At 69.5% G+C, this 17,055-nt stretch carries 14 protein-coding genes and 1 pseudogene; 9 read left to right on the top strand and 6 right to left on the bottom strand.

The features are described 5' to 3' along the window. The first annotated feature begins 142 nt into the window (after positions 1–142). From OG735_RS16865 to OG735_RS16850, 4 genes are all read left to right on the top strand, one after another. Entirely contained in the window at positions 143–1,261 is a 1,119-nt protein-coding gene (locus OG735_RS16865) for a 5-(carboxyamino)imidazole ribonucleotide synthase (protein ID WP_442812613.1), read from the top strand. After that, positions 1,258–1,794: a 5-(carboxyamino)imidazole ribonucleotide mutase gene (purE, locus tag OG735_RS16860; protein WP_327323994.1), complete on the top strand. Its 537-nt coding sequence runs from the start codon at positions 1,258–1,260 to the stop codon at positions 1,792–1,794. The genes OG735_RS16865 and purE overlap by 4 nt, the downstream gene beginning before the upstream one ends. Positions 1,795–1,800: 6 nt before the next feature. Next, positions 1,801–2,997, top strand: a complete 1,197-nt coding sequence (locus OG735_RS16855; protein ID WP_327323993.1) for a dipeptidase — start codon at positions 1,801–1,803, stop codon at positions 2,995–2,997. A 127-nt stretch (positions 2,998–3,124) separates the two neighbouring features. Continuing rightward, entirely contained in the window at positions 3,125–4,315 is a 1,191-nt protein-coding gene (locus OG735_RS16850; protein ID WP_327323992.1) for a dipeptidase, read from the top strand. A 207-nt stretch (positions 4,316–4,522) separates the two neighbouring features. On the opposite strand, the pseudogene OG735_RS16845 reads toward OG735_RS16850, so the two are convergent. Beyond that, positions 4,523–4,884 (bottom strand): annotated as a pseudogene (locus OG735_RS16845) (VOC family protein). An 88-nt stretch (positions 4,885–4,972) separates the two neighbouring features. On the opposite strand from OG735_RS16845, the gene OG735_RS16840 reads away from it, so the two are divergent. Then, a complete protein-coding gene (locus OG735_RS16840) occupies positions 4,973–5,497 on the top strand; it encodes a CGNR zinc finger domain-containing protein (protein ID WP_327323991.1) in 525 nt (174 codons plus the stop codon). 182 nt (positions 5,498–5,679) lie between these two features. Here OG735_RS16840 and OG735_RS16835 read toward each other — a convergent pair whose 3' ends face one another. Further along, positions 5,680–7,023 carry a UDP-glucose dehydrogenase family protein gene (locus tag OG735_RS16835; protein WP_327323990.1) on the bottom strand — a complete coding sequence of 448 codons (1,344 nt, stop codon included), beginning with the start codon at positions 7,021–7,023 and terminating at the stop codon, positions 5,680–5,682. A 167-nt stretch (positions 7,024–7,190) separates the two neighbouring features. Between OG735_RS16835 and OG735_RS16830 the strand changes: the two genes are divergently transcribed. Next, positions 7,191–8,348, top strand: coding sequence for an acyl-CoA dehydrogenase family protein (locus OG735_RS16830; RefSeq protein WP_327323989.1), 1,158 nt, complete (start codon positions 7,191–7,193; stop codon positions 8,346–8,348). Positions 8,349–8,486: 138 nt separating this feature from the next. After that, positions 8,487–8,657 carry a hypothetical protein gene (locus tag OG735_RS16825; protein WP_327323988.1) on the top strand — a complete coding sequence of 57 codons (171 nt, stop codon included), beginning with the start codon at positions 8,487–8,489 and terminating at the stop codon, positions 8,655–8,657. A 37-nt stretch (positions 8,658–8,694) separates the two neighbouring features. On the opposite strand, the gene OG735_RS16820 is transcribed toward OG735_RS16825, so the two are convergent. Then, positions 8,695–9,969: an LCP family protein gene (locus OG735_RS16820; RefSeq protein ID WP_327323987.1), complete on the bottom strand. Its 1,275-nt coding sequence runs from the start codon at positions 9,967–9,969 to the stop codon at positions 8,695–8,697. A 107-nt stretch (positions 9,970–10,076) separates the two neighbouring features. Between OG735_RS16820 and OG735_RS16815 the strand changes: the two genes are divergently transcribed. Next, on the top strand, positions 10,077–10,625 hold the full coding sequence (locus OG735_RS16815) for an acyl-CoA thioesterase (RefSeq protein ID WP_327323986.1): 549 nt from the start codon (positions 10,077–10,079) through the stop codon (positions 10,623–10,625). A 7-nt stretch (positions 10,626–10,632) separates the two neighbouring features. Here the strand turns inward: OG735_RS16815 and OG735_RS16810 are convergent, their stop codons facing one another. After that, a complete protein-coding gene (locus tag OG735_RS16810; RefSeq protein ID WP_442812612.1) occupies positions 10,633–12,204 on the bottom strand; it encodes an LCP family protein in 1,572 nt (523 codons plus the stop codon). Positions 12,205–12,277: 73 nt separating this feature from the next. Here OG735_RS16810 and OG735_RS16805 point away from each other — a divergent pair, with 73 nt between their 5' ends. After that, the gene (locus OG735_RS16805; protein ID WP_327323984.1) at positions 12,278–13,294 is read left to right on the top strand and encodes a glycosyltransferase family 2 protein; all 1,017 of its coding nucleotides are present in this window, start codon (positions 12,278–12,280) and stop codon (positions 13,292–13,294) included. A gap of 55 nt (positions 13,295–13,349) precedes the next feature. On the opposite strand, the gene OG735_RS16800 is transcribed toward OG735_RS16805, so the two are convergent. Next, positions 13,350–15,080 (bottom strand): LCP family protein, encoded by a 1,731-nt coding sequence (locus OG735_RS16800; RefSeq protein ID WP_327323983.1) that lies wholly within the window; start codon positions 15,078–15,080, stop codon positions 13,350–13,352. 51 nt (positions 15,081–15,131) lie between these two features. Continuing rightward, positions 15,132–16,880 (bottom strand): LCP family protein, encoded by a 1,749-nt coding sequence (locus OG735_RS16795; RefSeq protein WP_327323982.1) that lies wholly within the window; start codon positions 16,878–16,880, stop codon positions 15,132–15,134. Between the last annotated feature and the right edge of the window lie 175 nt (positions 16,881–17,055).

Here is a 17,055-nt window from a genome sequence, read left to right as displayed (position 1 = left end):
CACCACCCTCAGGAGTTGCCCGCGGACATCTTCAACGGCGTGGCGGGACTGTGACGAGGGCGACGACGGGACCGGGGCCGCGGGAGGCAGGGCCCACCGGGGCGGCGGATACCCTAAGAGGGTGACGTTCCCGGTAGTCGGCATGGTCGGCGGCGGTCAGCTCGCCCGTATGACCCACGAGGCGGGCATCCCCCTCGGCATCAGATTCAAGCTCCTCAGTGACACTGCGCAGGACTCGGCGGCCCAGGTGGTCAGCGAGGTCGTCATCGGCGACTACCGCGACCTGGACACGCTGCGTGAGTTCGCGCGGGGCTGCGACGTGATCACTTTCGATCACGAGCACGTCCCGATCGAGCACCTGCGGGCCCTGGAGGCGGACGGCATCCCCGTCCGGCCGGGGCCCGACGCCTTGGTGCACGCGCAGGACAAGGGCGTGATGCGCGCCAAGCTCGACGAGCTCGGCGCGCCCTGCCCGCGCCACCGCATCGTCGCGGACCCCGCCGATGTGTCGGCGTTCGCCGAGGAGGTGGGCGGCTTCCCCGTCATCCTCAAGACGGTGCGCGGCGGCTACGACGGCAAGGGCGTCTGGTTCGTCCGTACGCAGCACGAGGCCGAGGCCCCGTTCCGGGCCGGTGTCCCCGTCCTCGCGGAGGAGAAGGTCGACTTCACCCGCGAGCTCGCGGCGAACATCGTCCGCTCTCCGCACGGCCAGGCAGTCGCCTATCCCGTCGTCGAGTCCCAGCAGGTCGACGGCGTCTGCGACACGGTGATCGCGCCCGCGCCGAATCTTCCGGAGGCGCTCGCGGGCCAGGCACAGGAGCTCGCCCTGCGGATCGCGAAGGACCTCGGCGTCGTCGGCCATCTCGCGGTCGAGCTCTTCGAGACGACCGACGGCCGCATCCTGGTCAACGAACTCGCCATGCGCCCGCACAACTCCGGCCACTGGACCCAGGACGGCGCGGTCACCTCGCAGTTCGCCAACCATGTCCGCGCCATCCTCGACCTCCCGCTCGGCGACCCGCGCCCGCGCGCCGGCTGGACGGTCATGTGCAATGTGCTGGGCGGCGACTACCCCGACATGTACGCGGCCTATCTGCACTGCATGGCCCGCGACCCGCAGCTCAAGATCCATATGTATGGCAAGGACGTGAAGCCCGGCCGCAAGGTGGGGCACGTCAACACCTACGGCGACGACCTGGACGACGTGCTGGAGCGCGCCCGTCACGCAGCCGGCTATCTCAGAGGAACGATCACGGAATGACCAGCCCCGCAGCCAGCCCCCTCGTCGGCATCGTCATGGGCTCGGACTCCGACTGGCCCGTCATGGAAGCCGCCGCGCAGGCGCTCGAAGAGTTCGAGATCCCCTACGAGGTCGATGTCGTCTCCGCGCACCGGATGCCGCGCGAGATGATCGCGTACGGGGAGGAGGCCGACGGCCGCGGCCTCAAGGCGATCATCGCGGGCGCCGGGGGAGCGGCCCATCTGCCGGGCATGCTCGCCTCCGTCACCCCGCTGCCCGTGATCGGCGTGCCGGTGCCGCTGAAGTACCTCGACGGGATGGACTCCCTGCTCTCCATCGTGCAGATGCCGGCGGGCGTGCCCGTGGCCACCGTCTCCGTGGCCGGCGCCCGCAACGCCGGTCTGCTCGCGGCCCGCATCCTGGCCACGCAGGACAGCGAACTCCTCGCCCGTATGCGGGAGTTCCAGCAGGAGCTGAACGACCAGGCCACCGAGAAGGGCAAGCGGCTGCGCACCAAGGTCGAAGGTGCGGGCGCCTTCGGCTTCGGGAAGTAGGAGGCAATGGACTCAGCCACGGACTTCCTCACCGCGGCGCGCGAACTCCTCGCCGCCCACCCCGTCGTCGACGGCCACAACGACCTGCCCTGGGCGCTGCGCCAGCAGGTCCGTTACGACCTGGACCGCCTCGACATCGCCGGCGACCAGACCGGCCGGCTGCACACCGACATCCCGCGGCTGCGTTCCGGCGGGGTCGGCGCGCAGTTCTGGTCCGTGTACGTACGCAGCGACATGGCCGGCGACGACGCGGTCAGCGCGACCCTCGAGCAGATCGACGGGGTGCGCCAGCTCCTTGAGCGCTATCCGGCGGACCTGGCCGCAGCCCTGAGCGCGGACGACATGGAGAAGGCGCGCGGCGAGGGCCGTATCGCCTCGCTCATGGGCGCCGAGGGCGGCCACTCCATCAACAACTCCCTCGCCACCCTGCGGGCCCTGTTCGCGCTGGGCGTGCGCTATATGACGCTCACCCACAACGACAACATCGCGTGGGCGGACTCGGCGACGGACGAGGTGGGCGTCGGCGGTCTGTCGGCCTTCGGCCATGAGGTCGTACGGGAGATGAACCGCATCGGCATGCTGGTCGACCTCTCGCACGTCGCTGTGTCGACGATGCGCGACGCGCTGGCCACCTCGGTCGCGCCGGTCGTCTTCTCGCACTCGTCGTCCCGGGCGATATGCGACCACGTGCGCAACATTCCCGACGACGTGCTGGCGCAGCTGCCCGACAACGGCGGTATCGCCATGGCGACGTTCGTACCGAAGTTCATCCTTCCGGCGGCCGTCGACTGGACACGGGCCGCGGACGAGAACATGCGCGCGCACGGCCTCCACCACCTGGACACCACGCCGGAGGCCATGAAGGTCCACGAGGCCTTCGAGGCGGCGAACCCACGGCCGATGGCGACGGCCGCGACGGTCGCCGACCATCTCGACCACATGCGCGAGGTCGCCGGCATCGACCACATCGGCATCGGCGGCGACTTCGACGGCACGGCCTTCACCCCGACCGGGCTCGAGGACGTCGCGGGCTACCCGAACCTGATCGCGGAGCTGCTGCGCCGCGGCTGGTCCGACGCCGACCTGGCGAAGCTCACCTGGCAGAACGCGGTGCGTACACTGCGCGCGGCCGAAGACGTCTCCCGCGACCTGCAGCGGGGCCGCGGACCGTCCAACGCGACGATCGAGCAGCTCGACGGCTGAGTGCGGTGACGGGGGTACGGGGACGAGGCTCCGTACCCCCGAACGCACCACCCTGCCGTGAACCCTCGCCGCTCCCGTGCCACGGTGGCCGTACGGCAACCGCCGTCGAAGCTCGGAGCACCCAGACATGGCAGATCTCGAGGACGACCCCCATGCCGCCACCGCCGCGGTCGGCGATCTCGACGGCCCGGCCCCGCCCAGCAGGAGAGTGTCGGACGAGCCGACCGAACTCGCCGAGCCGACCGAGCTCGCCGAGTCGGCAGAGCCGACCGATGTGGCAGAGCTCGCCGAGCCGACCGATGTGGCAGTGCCCGTCGAGCCGACCGATGTGGCAGTGCCCGCCGGAAGCCTTGAGCGCGCACGCGAACTCCTCGCCGCGCACCCCATAGCCGACGGTCACAGCGGACTGGCCGGCGCGCTGAAATACGCGTCCGGGTACGGGTACGACATCGAACTGGGCGAGCGCGTGCTGGAGACCGACGTACCGCGTCTGCGGGACGGATGCGTCGGCGCGCAGTTCCTGTCCCTGCACGTGCCACCGGAACTGACCGGGGACCGCGCGCTGAGCGCCACCCTGGAACAGATCGACCTGGTCCGCTCCCTGGTGGCCGCCTGTCCCGAAGGCCTGCGCCTCGCGCTGAGCGCCGACGACATGGCCGACGCCCACAACTGCGGCCGCGTCGCCACCCTGCTCGGCCCGGTGTCGGGCCCGGCGCTGGGCGACTCGCTCGGCACGCTGCGGGCGTACCACGCACTCGGCGTCCGCAGCCTCACCCTCGCGGGCACCCGCTGGACGCAGGGCACCGGACTGACCCGCTTCGGCCAGGAGGTCGTCCGCGAGATGAACCGCCTCGGCGTTCTCGTCGACCTTGCCGGCTGCTCGGCCGACACGATGCGCCGTGCGCTCGCGGTGGCCGGGGCTCCGGTCGTCATCTCGCACCACCCGGCACGGGTCCCGGACGATGTGCTGGGCCTGCTGCGCGACAATCACGGCGTGTGCATGGTCGCGTGCACCGCCACGACGATCCGCGAGACGGCGGACCACCTGGACCACGTCCGCGAGGTGGCGGGCCCCGAGTCGGTCGCCCTCAGCGGCGCCTACGACACGGGAACCCCGCACGCCCCGGGACTGGGCGATGTGTCCTGCTTCCCCCGCGTGATCGCCGAACTCCTCGACCGCGACTGGCCGGAGCCGGATATCGAGGCCCTGACCTGGTCGAACGTTTCCCGGGTGCTACGCGACGCGGAGTTCCTGGCCCGCGCCACGAATCCACGCCGCCCGCCGTCGACGGCAACACTGCCGGCGCTGGACACCTGAACCCCGGCCGCGCGGGCCGCCCCGTGGCGGCGCGGTCAGCAGGCGCAGGGGCAGAAGGGGGCCCGGCCGGATCCGGTACCCCTCTTCCGGTACCCCTCTTCCGGTACCCCTCTTCCGGGGCCGTTCTCGCGCCGTTCGGCCCTTGGGGGCCTCGTGGGCGTCGAGCGGCTGCGCCGGACTCCGTCCGTCGGTTCCCGGGGCTGCCCCTCAGCAGGCGCAGAGGCAGACGGATGCCCCGCCGGGTCCGCATACACGCGCCAGGATCGGGTCGTGTCGTCCGCGTCCAGCACCGTCGCGCCCAGCGCCAGTACGCGCTTCTCCGCCGCGTCCAGGTCCTCCACCGTCAGATCCAGGTGGAACTGCTGCGAGTCGTCGGGAGCCGGCCACTTCGGCGGTACGAAGCCGGGCGCGGCCTGGAAGGCCAGCGGGGTGCCCGGGGCTTCCGCCAGGTCGACCCAGCCCTCGCCGTCGTCCTGGATCCGGCCGCCCAGCACCGCGGCGTAGAAACGGCCGAGTGCGACGGGGTCGGGACAGTCCAGAACGACGGCCCTCAGCGTGGCGATGGCCATGGTTTCCTCCTCGGTCGGTGTTACCGCTATATGCGAGCAACCAGTAACGGTTACTTGATGCTCCTGCATTGGAGGTAACGTCGCAACCATGAATGAGAAGGCGCCCGCACCAGGCGGCCTGGCGCTGGTCGAGGCCCTGGTGAACACGCTGGACGTCGAGACCGGCGCCGACGCTCTGGACACGACGGACGGCCGTGCCGTCTTCGGTCTCGCCGAGCGGGACGTCCCCGCCGCCCGCGAACTTCGCGAGGCCCTGCGCGCCGCCTGCCTCGCCCACGCGGGCCACCGCGCACCGGACCGCTCGCCGGCGGCACTGGACGGCTTTCTGGCCGAGGCGCCGCTGCTGGTCACGGTGGCCGAGGACGGCACGGCCGCGCTCCGTCCGGCCACCCCGGACACGCTCGTCTCCCGTATCGCCGAGGCACTCGCGGCCGCGGCCGCCGACGGGAGCTGGGGACGTCTCAAGGCGTGCGAGGCGGAGGACTGCCAGTGGGCGTACTACGACCGCAGCCCGGCGGGCCGCCGCCGCTGGTGCTCGATGTCGGTCTGCGGAGCCCGCGCCAAGATGCGTACCTACCGGGCTCGCCGGTCGGTGCCGGAGGCCTCGGCCTGATGCCCCCGAGGGTCGGCCCGACCGCAAGTCACGACCGCACGCGGAGCCGCCCGCTGCGAGCGCGCTGACCGCGCAGTCCGCGCCCCGGGGCCAGCCCGTACGCGGCGGCGTGCTGATCAGATCCGCGGCTGGTCATGACCGTCGCGCAGCGGCCCACCCGCCATCGCCCCCGCCGCGCCCGCTCAGGCGCGCGGGCGGCCCATCGCCCGGTACGTCCAGCCCGCCTCGCGCCAGCGCGCGCCGTCCAGCGCGTTCCGCCCGTCCAGGATGATCCGGCTGGTCGCGACCTCGCCCAGCGCCGCCGCGTCCAGCTCGCGGAACTCGCGCCACTCCGTCAGGTGCAGCACCACATCCGCGCCACGCACCGCGTCCAGCGCCGAATCGGCGTAGGCCAGCGTCGGGAAGAGACGGCGCGCGTTCTCCATGCCCTTCGGGTCGTACACCGTCACCTGGCCGCCCTGCAGATGGATCTGGCCCGCCACATTCAGCGCCGGTGAATCCCGTACGTCGTCCGAGTCCGGTTTGAACGTCGCACCCAGCACGGCCACCCGCTTCCCCAGGAAGGAGTCACCGCCCACCGCGTCCCGCGCCAGTTCCACCATGTGGCCACGCCGCCGCATATTGATCGAGTCGACCTCCCGCAGGAAGGTCAGCGCCTGGTCGGCGCCCAGCTCACCGGCGCGCGCCATGAACGCACGGATGTCCTTCGGCAGACATCCGCCGCCGAAGCCGATCCCGGCCCGCAGGAACTTGGACCCGATTCGCTCGTCGTAACCGATCGCCTCGGCCAGCTTCACGACATCGCCGTCCGCGGCCTCGCACACCTCCGCCATCGCGTTGATGAACGAAATCTTCGTCGCGAGAAAGGAGTTCGCGGAGGTCTTCACCAGCTCGGCGGTCGGGAAGTCCATCACCACGAACGGCGACCCTTCACCGACCGGCGTCGCGTACACCTCGCGCAGCAGCTTCTCCGCGCGCTCGCTCTCCACCCCGACCACGATCCGGTCGGGGTGCAGCGTGTCCTGGACGGCGAAGCCCTCGCGCAGGAACTCCGGGTTCCACGCCAGCTCCGCGTCCACGCCCACCGGAGCCAGCTCGACGAGCAGCTCCGCCAGCCGGGCCGCGCTGCCGACCGGCACGGTCGACTTGCCGACGACCAGCGCCGGCCGCTTCAGCTGCGGCGCGAGAGAGGCGAAGGCGCGGTCCACGTACGACATGTCGCAGGCGTACTCACCGTGCTTCTGCGGGGTGTTCACACAGACAAAATGAACGTCGCCGAACTCCCCGATCTCCTCCCAGGAGGTCGTGAAACGCAGCCGGCCGCTCGATCCCTCGATCCCGGCGACATGCTTGGCGAGCAGATCCTCGAGCCCCGGCTCGTACATGGGGACCTTGCCGGCCGAAAGCATCTCGATCTTCTCGGGAACGACATCGAGGCCGAGCACTTCGAAGCCCAACTCCGCCATGGCCGCGGCGTGCGTGGCGCCGAGATATCCGGTGCCGATCACGGTGATCTTGAGGGCCATGCGGTGCTCCATTGAATTGCGGGCTCAGGTGCGCTGCCCGAGCATAACCGGGGGCCTCGCAGGGCAGGTTTGCCGCTGTCGCCAAGCTCACGTATCCGTGACAGTGCCGAGCCCTCTAAAATTAGGTTACTTAACGGTAGTTAGCGTCACTTGGGGAGTGAGAGACCTTGGCCGGATCGGCTGATTTCGACCTGTACCGCCCGTCCGAAGAGCACGACATGCTCCGTGACGCCATCCGTTCGCTCGCCGAGGCGAAGATCGCGCCGTTCGCCGCCGAGGTCGACGAGCAGGCCCGCTTCCCGCAGGAGGCTCTGGACGCGCTGGTCCCCGCGGATCTGCACGCGGTCCACGTCCCCGAGGAGTACGGCGGCGCCGGCGCCGACGCGCTGGCGACTGTGATCGTGATCGAGGAGGTGGCCCGCGTCTGCGCGTCCTCCTCCCTCATCCCGGCCGTGAACAAGCTCGGCTCCCTCCCTGTGATCCTCTCGGGTGACGAAGACCTCAAGAAGAAGTACCTGGGGCCGCTCGCGCAGGGCGACGGGATGTTCTCCTACTGCCTCTCTGAGCCGGACGCGGGCTCCGACGCCGCCGGCATGAAGACGAAGGCCGTACGCGACGGGGACTTCTGGGTCCTCAACGGCGTGAAGCGCTGGATCACCAACGCCGGCGTCTCCGAGTACTACACGGTGATGGCCGTCACCGACCCGACCAAGCGCTCCAAGGGCATCAGCGCCTTCGTCGTCGAGAAGTCGGACGAGGGTGTCTCCTTCGGCGCCCCGGAGAAGAAGCTCGGCATCAAGGGCTCCCCGACCCGCGAGGTCTACCTCGACAACGTCCGCATCCCCGCCGACCGCATGATCGGCGAGGAGGGCACGGGCTTCGCCACCGCGATGAAGACCCTGGACCACACCCGCGTCACGATCGCGGCCCAGGCCCTCGGCATCGCCCAGGGCGCCCTCGACTACGCCAAGGGCTATGTCCAGGAGCGCAAGCAGTTCGGCAAGCCGATCGCCGACTTCCAGGGCATCCAGTTCATGCTCGCCGACATGGCCATGAAGCTCGAGGCCGCCCGTCAGCTCACCTACTCGGCGGCCGCCAAGTCGCAGCGCGTCGACGGCGACCTGACCTTCTTCGGCGCGGCGGCGAAGTGCTTCGCCTCCGACGTGGCGATGGAGGTCACCACGGACGCCGTCCAGCTGCTCGGCGGCTACGGCTACACCCGTGACTACCCGGTCGAGCGCATGATGCGCGACGCCAAAATCACGCAGATTTATGAAGGTACGAATCAAGTGCAGCGGATCGTCATGGCGAGGAACCTTCCGTAGCCTGAAAGTCTCAGCTGTAAGAGCAGGTCAGAGGCACCCCTCGGGGTGCCTCTGTCTTTCCCGGCCCATCAGCCCGGTTCAGCCTATTTCCGGACCTCATGCTGGCCATCCCAGCCTTGTGCCGTAGCTTCCTCGGCCATGACGGAGATCGACAGACTCGCCGGGCTGTTCGCCGCTCTTGGGGCGGACGACGCTCACGGCTGGGCTCGCTCGGAGGCCAAGGAGAGCTCGTCGGCCTTCCCGTCGGCCACCAGCTGCCCGAGGCCCAGTACGGGTGTCCTCCGCCATGACGCGCACCTCGTTCCGTGAGGCAGCCCATGGCTGCCTCACGAAGCGAGGACAGGTGTCAGCGGTCCGAGGTGACCGTGACCTTCTCGTCGTTCTTCAGCTGCTGCACCAGCTGCTTCACCTTGGCCTTGTCCCAGACCAGGTTCCCGCCCGTGCTGCCCGAGATCGGCATGTTCATGGACTTGCCCTCGCCGCCCGTGACGCCCTTCATCGCGAAGAACATCTGTCCCAGCGACCACAGGGACATGTCCTTGTCGACGATGAGCGTGTCCAGGCCCGCGCCCATCGTCGGGTAGAACTTGAACGGGTTGAGGATCGTGCCCGGCGTCGCCGTCTGGCTCGCCAGGGCCGCGAGGAACTTCTGCTGGTTCTTCGTACGGTCCAGGTCGCTGCCCGCGAACGCGTACCGCGTCCGTACGAACGCCAGCGACTGCTCGCCGTCGAGCGTCTGCTTGCCCGCCTGGAAGTCCGCGCCCGAGTTCTTGTCCTTGAAGGCCTTCGGGATGTCGATCTCGACACCGCCGATCGCGTCCACGATGTTCGCGAAGCCCGCGAAGCCGATCTCGACGTAGTGGTCGATGCGCAGGCCCGTGTTGTGCTCGACCGTGCGGACCAGCAGCTCCGGGCCGTCCTCCGCGTACGCGGCGTTCAGCTTGGTGTGCCGCCCCTTCGCCGGGAAGAGCTTCCCCGACTGCGAGCCCTTGAAGGACGGTATCTCCACGTCCGAGTCGCGCGGCAGCGAGATCAGCGTCGGGCCGTTCGAGCCGTCGTGCAGGATCATCATCGAGTCGGTCCGCTTGCCTTCGGCCGAGCCCGTGTGGAGCTTCTTCTTGTCGTCGGCGGACAGGCCCTCACGGCTGTCGGAACCCACGATCAGATAGTTCGTGCCCTCGCCGCCGCCCGGCCGCTCGATGACCTTGGAGAGGTCGACCTCGCGCTTGAGCTTGGAGTCGGCCCAGAAGTACGTGCCTATGGAGACCGCGAGCAGCAGCACGACCAGCGTCAGCGAACCGATCTTGAGCCGGCGGCGCCAGTCCGGGGCCGCGCCCGGGCGCGGCGGGTAGCTCTGCGGGGGAGCGCCGTTGTCGCCGCCCCGGCCGCCGCCTCCGTATACCTGACCCGTGTTGTAGCCGCTGTCGTACGCCTGCTGGTCATAGTCTTCGTCGTACCCGCGCGACTGCGGAGGGACCCCGCCGCGCTGCGGTGCGGCCGGGCGCTGGACATGGCGCATCACCCGCGCGCCTTCGGGCTGCGGGCCTGCGCTGCCGCGGCCGTAGCCGGCTGCGTTGCCGTTGCCGCGGTCGTCGGACCATCCATCGGGCCAGTCATTCATGCGGACCAGTGTGCAGGGAGAGCCCCCGTCCCCCACAAGGAGGGTGAGGAATCGCACCAGGGCTGTTGCGAAGCTGATGCAATGTGGCCCGGCATATGGTGGGCGGCATGACAGATCAGGCCCAGCGCCCGGAGCCAGAGATACCGGGCAAGCCCACCGCAGCTTCCCGTACCACCCTGAGCCACATCATGACCGGCAGTGACACCAATCTCCTCGGCACGGTGCACGGCGGCGTGATCATGAAGCTGGTGGACGACGCGGCGGGCGCGGTCGCCGGCCGCCACTCCGGCGGGCCTGCGGTCACCGCCTCCATGGACGAGATGGTCTTCCTGGAGCCGGTCAGGGTCGGTGATCTGGTCCATGTGAAGGCCCAGGTCAACTGGACAGGGCGGTCCTCGATGGAGGTCGGCGTACGGGTCCTGGCCGAGCGCTGGAACGAGTCGACCCCGGCGCAGCAGGTCGGCAGTGCCTATCTCGTCTTCGCGGCCGTCGACGGCGACGGCAAGCCCCGTCGCGTGCCGTCCGTGATCCCCGAGACCGAGCGCGACCGGCGGCGCTACCAGGAGGCGCAGATCCGCCGTACGCACCGGCTCGCCCGGCGCCGCGCGATCAAGGAGCTGCGGGAGAAGCGCGCCGCCGAGGGCATCGAGGACTGACCGGCTCTCACCGGCAGACGACCTGGTCGCCGGTGACCGCTCCGAACCCGCCCCGGGGCACCTCCTCCGCCCGCACCGGCGTGACCCCTTTGTAGTCCCGCCCCGCCGTCACCTTCATCGTCGGCCCCTGCCTCCTGGCCGCGCGCAGCTCGCACCCCGGCAGCGCGGCCGCGAGCGACCTCGCCGAACGGTCCCAGCGTGGGTCGTATGTCACATAGGTGCGGCGCACCTCGCGGCTGCTGCCGTTCAGCGGGGCGCGGGTGGTGTTGAAGCCGGTGGAGCGCAGGGCCGCGTCGACCTGCTTGCCGAGCCCGTCGGTGTGCGTGCCGTTGAAGATCTGCACCCGGATCTGCTGCGGCGGCACATCGACCAGCGTCACCTTCCGCGTCTTCGGCCGGCGCGGGGCGAGCGGCTTGTCCTCGCGCAGCGTCTGGAAGAGCTTCTTCGACTTCGCGTCGTCCCACTTCACCGTGGAGCCGATGCCCCTGACCGGTTTTCTGGTGTCGGCGAGGGGTACGGACGTGAACTCCGACGAGGCGGGTGTGAAGCCGCGCATCGCCCTGCCGAGCGCGAGCATTTCGTCCGAGCCGAAGCCCCGGTCGGCCCGTACGGAGTTCAGCATCGTCGAGGCGACATCCCGGAACTTGACCGGGTTCAGCAGGACGCCGCTGCTGCTCGCCTGGTGGATGAGAGCCGCGAGGAAGCGCTGCTGGCGCTGCATCCGGCCCAGGTCCGCCGCCCCGTCGACATAGCGCGAGCGCACATACTGCAGCGCCTGACCGCCGGTGAGCCGGTGCGTGCCGACGCCGAGATCCAGACCGGTGTGCGAGTCCTTCAGCGGCCGGGCGTTGCAGATCTCCACCCCACCCAGCGTGTCCACCGTCTTCATGAAGCTGGTGAAGTCGACCTCCAGATAGTGGTCGATCTTCACCTTGGTCATGTTCTCGACGGTCCGCACCGTCAGGTTCGGCCCGCCTTCCGAGTACGCCGCGTTGAGCTTCAGCGGGTGCGGCTGGTGGTGCTTGCCGGTGGTGGCGTCGATGTGCTCGGGGATCTGTGTGTAGGTGTCCCGCGGCAGGCTCACCACACTCGCGCGCTCCCGGTCCGCCGAGATGTGCACGAGCATGATCGTGTCGGTGCAGCGGCAGGGCGCGCCGCCCAGACGGTACTTCCGCTTCTCCTCGCGTGTGATCTTGTCGCGCCCGTCGGTGCCGACGACGAGCAGATTCATGCCGTGGCCCGCATCGGGCCGGTTCTTCATGTCCCGGAACGGGTCGACGCGGCTGATACCGGTGGTGTCCAGACTCGTCACCACCGCATGCCCGATGCCGCCCGCGGCCAGCACCAGGACCGAGAGGGACGTCGCCACCCGCATTCCCCAGCGGGGCCGCTCGGCAGGCCGTCTGCTCGCGACCGGCTGTCTGCTCCCGGCCGCCCGCCCGCTCGCGACCGGCTGTCTGCTCCCGGCCGGACGTCTGGTCCTGGGCTGAGCGGCCGGCCGCGGACGGCTGGAGCGGGGCGGCGTGGGCACGTGGGAAACCTCCGCAGGTGACAGGGATCGCGAGCACCGTAGGCCCATACGATCTGCGGCAACGGGCAGCGACCCGGCCGCCGCGCGTCCGTGTCCCCCGTTCGCGGTAACGTGGCGACCGATGAACGCCACACCCGCTGTCTCCGTGATCATGCCGGTCCTCAACGAGGAGCGGCATCTGCGTAACTCCGTCCGTCACATCCTCGAGCAGGAGTACGACGGCGAGATGGAGGTGGTGATCGCGCTCGGGCCGTCCACGGACCGTACCGACGAGATCGCCGCCGAGCTCGTACGGGAGGACCCCCGCGTCCACACCGTCCCGAACCCCACCGGCCGCACCCCGGCCGCGCTGAATGCCGCCATCAAGGCATCGCGCCACCCGATCGTGGTACGGGTCGACGGGCACGGCATGCTGTCGGCCAACTACATCGCCACCGCCGTCCGGCTCCTGGAGGAGACCGGTGCGCAGAACGTCGGCGGCATCATGCACGCCGAGGGCGAGAACGACTGGGAGCACGCGGTCGCCGCCGCCATGACCTCGAAGATAGGTGTCGGCAACGCGGCCTTTCACACCGGCGGCGCGGCAGCCCCGGCCGAAACCGTGTATCTGGGTGTCTTCCGGCGCGAGGCGCTGGAGCAACAGGGCGGCTACAACGAGGAGTTCATCCGGGCCCAGGACTGGGAGCTGAACTTCCGTATCCGCGAGGCGGGCGGTCTCATCTGGTTCTCGCCGGAGCTCAAGGTCCAGTACCGGCCGCGGCCTTCTGTGAAGGCGCTCGCCAAGCAGTACAAGGACTACGGCCGCTGGCGCCATGTCGTCGCCCGCTACCACTCCGGCTCCATCAACCTCCGCTACCTCGCCCCGCCGACCGCCGTCTGCGCGATCGCCGCGGGCCTCGTGGTCGGCGTGGCCCTCACCCCATGGGGCCTTGTGGTGCCGGCCGGCTATCTGGCCGCGATCGCGGCCGGATCCGTCCCCGCGGGCAGGGGCCTGTCGCTGAAGGCGCGACTGCAGATCCCCGTCGCGCTGGCCACCATGCACATGTCGTGGGGGTACGGCTTCCTGACCAGCCCGCGCTCGCTGGCGCGGAAGGTCATCGCGAGCCGCCGCCCGGCCGTGCGGACGGCCTCCGCCTGATACGCAGGAAGGGCCCCGGGCACGCATCGCGTACCCGGGGCCCTTCGCGTACGACCTACCAGGTGAAGCCGGGCTGCACTGGCATGCACGCCGTCTTGTCCTCGCCGTTCAGGGGCTTCGCCGTCGTCGGCGTCTTGTTGTCCTGCTGCGCCGTGGACTTCGGATAGGCATCGCCCTGACGCCAGTCCGCGCCGACGGTCAGGGTGATGCCGCTGACCTCGGTCGACTTCTTCACCGAAGTCAGCGGAATCCCGAGGGACTTGGCGACCGCCTGCGCATCGCCCTCCAGCTCGGCGTTGGAGAAGCGGATGATCGTTTTCTTCTGCGGATTGGTCGTGCTGTCGGCCTTGGCCAGGGCGTACCCCTTGCCGGTCAGGATCCCGGCGACCGCCGTCGCACGGCGCTTCTCGGCTAGCTGTCCGTCGCCCCCGGTGCCGTTCTGCACCATCACCGCGATCTCACCGGGCGCCGCCGCCGGGTCCTTGGACACGGCCGGGGTGGTGGTCGGCCGCTTCTTCGGGGCCTTGCCGTCCAGCGGAATGTCCTCGCGGACCAGCCGGAACAGCTGCTCGGCGTCGCCGGGCTGGGGCTCGACCTTCCCCTCGTGGCGCGTGGAGTAGAAGTTCGGCATCGTGGTCATGGTGATCCGGCCGGTGGGAACGCTCTTGAGCTCCTCGCCCAGGTCGTACAGGTCCTTGACGGTGTTGATGCCCTTGTCGACGGTGAGCGCGTCGATGGCGGCCTCGGCGAGGTTGCGCAGCTTGGCCGGGTCGGTGAGCTTGGTGTTCTTGCGCAGCTCCCGGACCATCGAGTTCATGTACATGTGCTGCGCGCGTGTGCGGGCGAGGTCGGTGCCGTCCTCGAAGCCGTAGCGCGTACGCAGCCATTGCAGGGCCTGCTCGCCCTTGACCGGGTGTGTGCCCGCCTCCAGCTTGAGGCCGGAGCCCTGGCCCTTCTTGTTGCGCGAGTAGACGTTCTTCTCGACGCAGACCGGGACGCCGCCGATGGCGTCGGCCATGGAGACCACACCCGCGAAGTCGATCATCATGAAGTGGTCGATGGTGATGCCCGTGAGCTCGTACCAGGTGGCCACCGTGCAGCCGGGTCCGCCACGGCCCAGCGACTCGTTGGTCGGCGCCTCTGTGGTGGCGCGGTACGTCTTGCCGGTGTCGGGGTCCTTGCACTCCGGGATCTTCAGCACGGTGTCGCGCGGCATGCTGATCACCGAAATGTTGCTGCGGTCGGCCGAGACGTGCACCAGCATCTGTACGTCCGCGAGCGGCACGCCGTTGAACGTCTCCTTGGCGCCGCCGAGCTCCTGGTTCTTCTTGGAGTTCCGCGCGTCCGAGCCGATCAGCAGGATGTTCAGCGGCGTCTGACCCGCGGCGTTGGCCTGGTGCTCGCGCATCTTGCCGCCGAGGTTCAGGTCGTCCTTCTTGAGCTTGCTGTTGAGGTGCTCGTAGTACAGATAACCGGCCCCGGCCGTGCCGAGTATCAGCAGCGACACCACGGCCGCGACCCAGCGCAGTATCCGGCGCTTGCCGCCCTTTCCGCGCCGTCTCGGGCCACCGCGCCGGTGGCCGCTCTCAGCGCCACCACCGCCGTCCTCCGCTGTCGCGGTGTCGTCGCCGGCCGGCCGGTCATGCCGGTCCTGGCGACCGATCGTGCCTGTGCGGCCCTTGGGAGCCTCGCCGCCCTCGCCGTACAGGCTGTCGTCCCATCCCAGCTCACGGGCCTGCCGGACGCGATCCCGCGTCCCCTCCCCCCGCACCCTGTTCTGTCCCACCCCGGGTCCCCCCTGTCGTTCAGGCTCGCCCCATGACCCGGTGTTCCGGCGTCATTTGGCACATACCTGTTTGTCTGCTTCGACCTTCTGCACACCCTCCGGCGCTTTGGCCGGTCCGGTGATGGGCACCCCTGCGCCCTTGTAATCCGCGCCGAGGGTCAGCGTCATCGCCTCACGCCCCACGGCGTCCTTCGTGCCCGGCTTCAGAGCCTCGGCGGGCAGACCCATCAGGTCCGCGAGCTTGCGGGCCTGGGCGGCCTGGTTCGGTGCGTACGTCAGCGTCGTCCTGGCGAGCTTCTGCGGGGCGTTGCCCTCATTGCTCGACTTCAGTACGCCTTCCTCGTTCTGCAGCCAGGTGAGGGTCGCCAGTGCCGCACCCTGTGTCTCGCTGCCGTTGAAGACGGCGACCCGTACCTCGGAGGCGGTCGCCCTGGAGCCCTTGAGCAGGGTCTGCTGCTTGTTCTTGGCGTCCTGCTGCTTCTGCTTCACCTCGGTGAGCGAGGTGTCGTTCTGCATCATCGCGAACAGCGGCTTGGCCTTGGCCTCGTTGAGCAGCACGGTCGCGCCGTCGGTGTTGTCGACCACCGGCACGGTGGCGAACGTGATGTTCTTCGGATTCACCTTCGAGAGCTCCATACCGAGATCCCGGAGCCTCGAGATCTTTCCTATCCCGCTGTCGACCGTGAGTGCCTTGGTGGCGGCCTCGGCCAGGTCCCACATCTTGGTGGGGCTGGAGAGGGTGTCGCTGGACTTCATCTTCCGGATCAGCGAGCTCAGGAACTGCTGCTGGATCTCGATCCGGCTCAGGTCGCCGCCGAAGCCCACCGAGTGACGCGTACGGACGAAGGCAAGCGCCTGCTCACCTTCGAGGACGTGTTTGCCCGCCGGGAGGTTGAGCTTGGAGTCCTTGTCATGGATGTCCTTGGCGAGACAGACCTCGACGCCACCGACGGCTGTCGTCATCGACTTCACCGCGTTGAAGTCGGCCATCATGAAGTGGTCGACGGTCAGCCCGGTGAGCTCCTTGACCGTGCGCATGGTGCAGCCGGGGTCGCGGCCCTCCTGGCCGAGGCTCTCGTTGAACCGGGTCTTGCGCGTACCGCCTATGACCTTGGTGCCGTCCGCGGTCTTGGTCTCGCAGTCCGGGATGTCGGTGATCAGGTCACGCGGGATGGACAGCGCGGTCGCGTTGGTCCGGTCCTTGGAGACATGGAAGAGGATCGAGGTGTCGGCGTGGCCGACGCTGTTCTTGTCGCCGTAGCCGTCATTGCCCTTGCCGGACCGCTTGTCCGTGCCGATCACCAGGATGTTGACGGCCTGGTCCTTCTTGAAGCCGCCGCTGCCCGCGCCCGCGACGTCGACCGTGTTCAGGTTCGAGTCGAAGTGCTGGTAGACGAGGTACGCACCGACGGAGCCGGCGACGACGATGAAGGCCATCACGCCGCCCGTCCACAGCAGCGCCTTCTTCTTGCGCGACTTGGGCTGCTTGCGCTTGCGCCGGCCCGCCGTGGGCGGTGTCGTACCGCCGGAGGCGTTGCCCGCGCGGCGCGAGCGCTGGCCCGGGACCTGACGGCCCGGTGCCTCGCGGCCCGGAACCTCCGTGCCCGGCGTCTCGCCCGGCGCGACGGGACTGCGGCGCGTCGAACTTCGCGGGGCCGGGGTCCTGGGAGCCGTGGTTCTCGCGGCCGGTGACTGCGTTCCGGATTGATCCAGTCGCAGTTCGTAATTGCCGGTCTGCGGGTTGAGTACCCACTGGTCGGCGGGGTCGATCTCGTCCCGCCCACGGCTTTGCGCATCCACGGTTGCTTGAGTCCTCCGTCGGTGCCACGCGAGGCGCCTCCCCCGAAGGGCGCTCGGTCTTTCGATCCAGCAGGTGCGCGACCCAGGGTCGGTAGCACCAGGTCGCGTCACACTATCCGCCCAGTTCAGCGTCGAGCGACGCTCGTGACAAATTCCACGCCCCTTACAAGCGGGC

The organism is Streptomyces sp. NBC_01210 (assembly GCF_036010325.1).
Taxonomy (GTDB): domain Bacteria; phylum Actinomycetota; class Actinomycetes; order Streptomycetales; family Streptomycetaceae; genus Streptomyces.
Note: the sequence above shows the minus strand (reverse complement) of the source record. Positions and strands in the feature narration are given on the sequence as shown.

What these genes read in the sequence shown, in the direction of transcription:
- OG735_RS16805 (WP_327323984.1), top strand. Translation starts at nt 12,278, where the DNA reads ATGAACGCCACACCCGCTGTCTCCGTGATCATGCCGGTCCTCAACGAG.
- purE (WP_327323994.1), top strand. Translation starts at nt 1,258, where the DNA reads ATGACCAGCCCCGCAGCCAGCCCCCTCGTCGGCATCGTCATGGGCTCG.
- OG735_RS16835 (WP_327323990.1), bottom strand. Translation starts at nt 7,023, where the DNA reads ATGGCCCTCAAGATCACCGTGATCGGCACCGGATATCTCGGCGCCACG.
- OG735_RS16855 (WP_327323993.1), top strand. Translation starts at nt 1,801, where the DNA reads ATGGACTCAGCCACGGACTTCCTCACCGCGGCGCGCGAACTCCTCGCC.
- OG735_RS16825 (WP_327323988.1), top strand. Translation starts at nt 8,487, where the DNA reads ATGACGGAGATCGACAGACTCGCCGGGCTGTTCGCCGCTCTTGGGGCG.
- OG735_RS16815 (WP_327323986.1), top strand. Translation starts at nt 10,077, where the DNA reads ATGACAGATCAGGCCCAGCGCCCGGAGCCAGAGATACCGGGCAAGCCC.
- OG735_RS16850 (WP_327323992.1), top strand. Translation starts at nt 3,125, where the DNA reads ATGGCAGATCTCGAGGACGACCCCCATGCCGCCACCGCCGCGGTCGGC.
- OG735_RS16820 (WP_327323987.1), bottom strand. Translation starts at nt 9,969, where the DNA reads ATGAATGACTGGCCCGATGGATGGTCCGACGACCGCGGCAACGGCAAC.
- OG735_RS16865 (WP_442812613.1), top strand. Translation starts at nt 143, where the DNA reads ATGGTCGGCGGCGGTCAGCTCGCCCGTATGACCCACGAGGCGGGCATC.
- OG735_RS16810 (WP_442812612.1), bottom strand. Translation starts at nt 12,204, where the DNA reads ATGGGCCTACGGTGCTCGCGATCCCTGTCACCTGCGGAGGTTTCCCAC.
- OG735_RS16840 (WP_327323991.1), top strand. Translation starts at nt 4,973, where the DNA reads ATGAATGAGAAGGCGCCCGCACCAGGCGGCCTGGCGCTGGTCGAGGCC.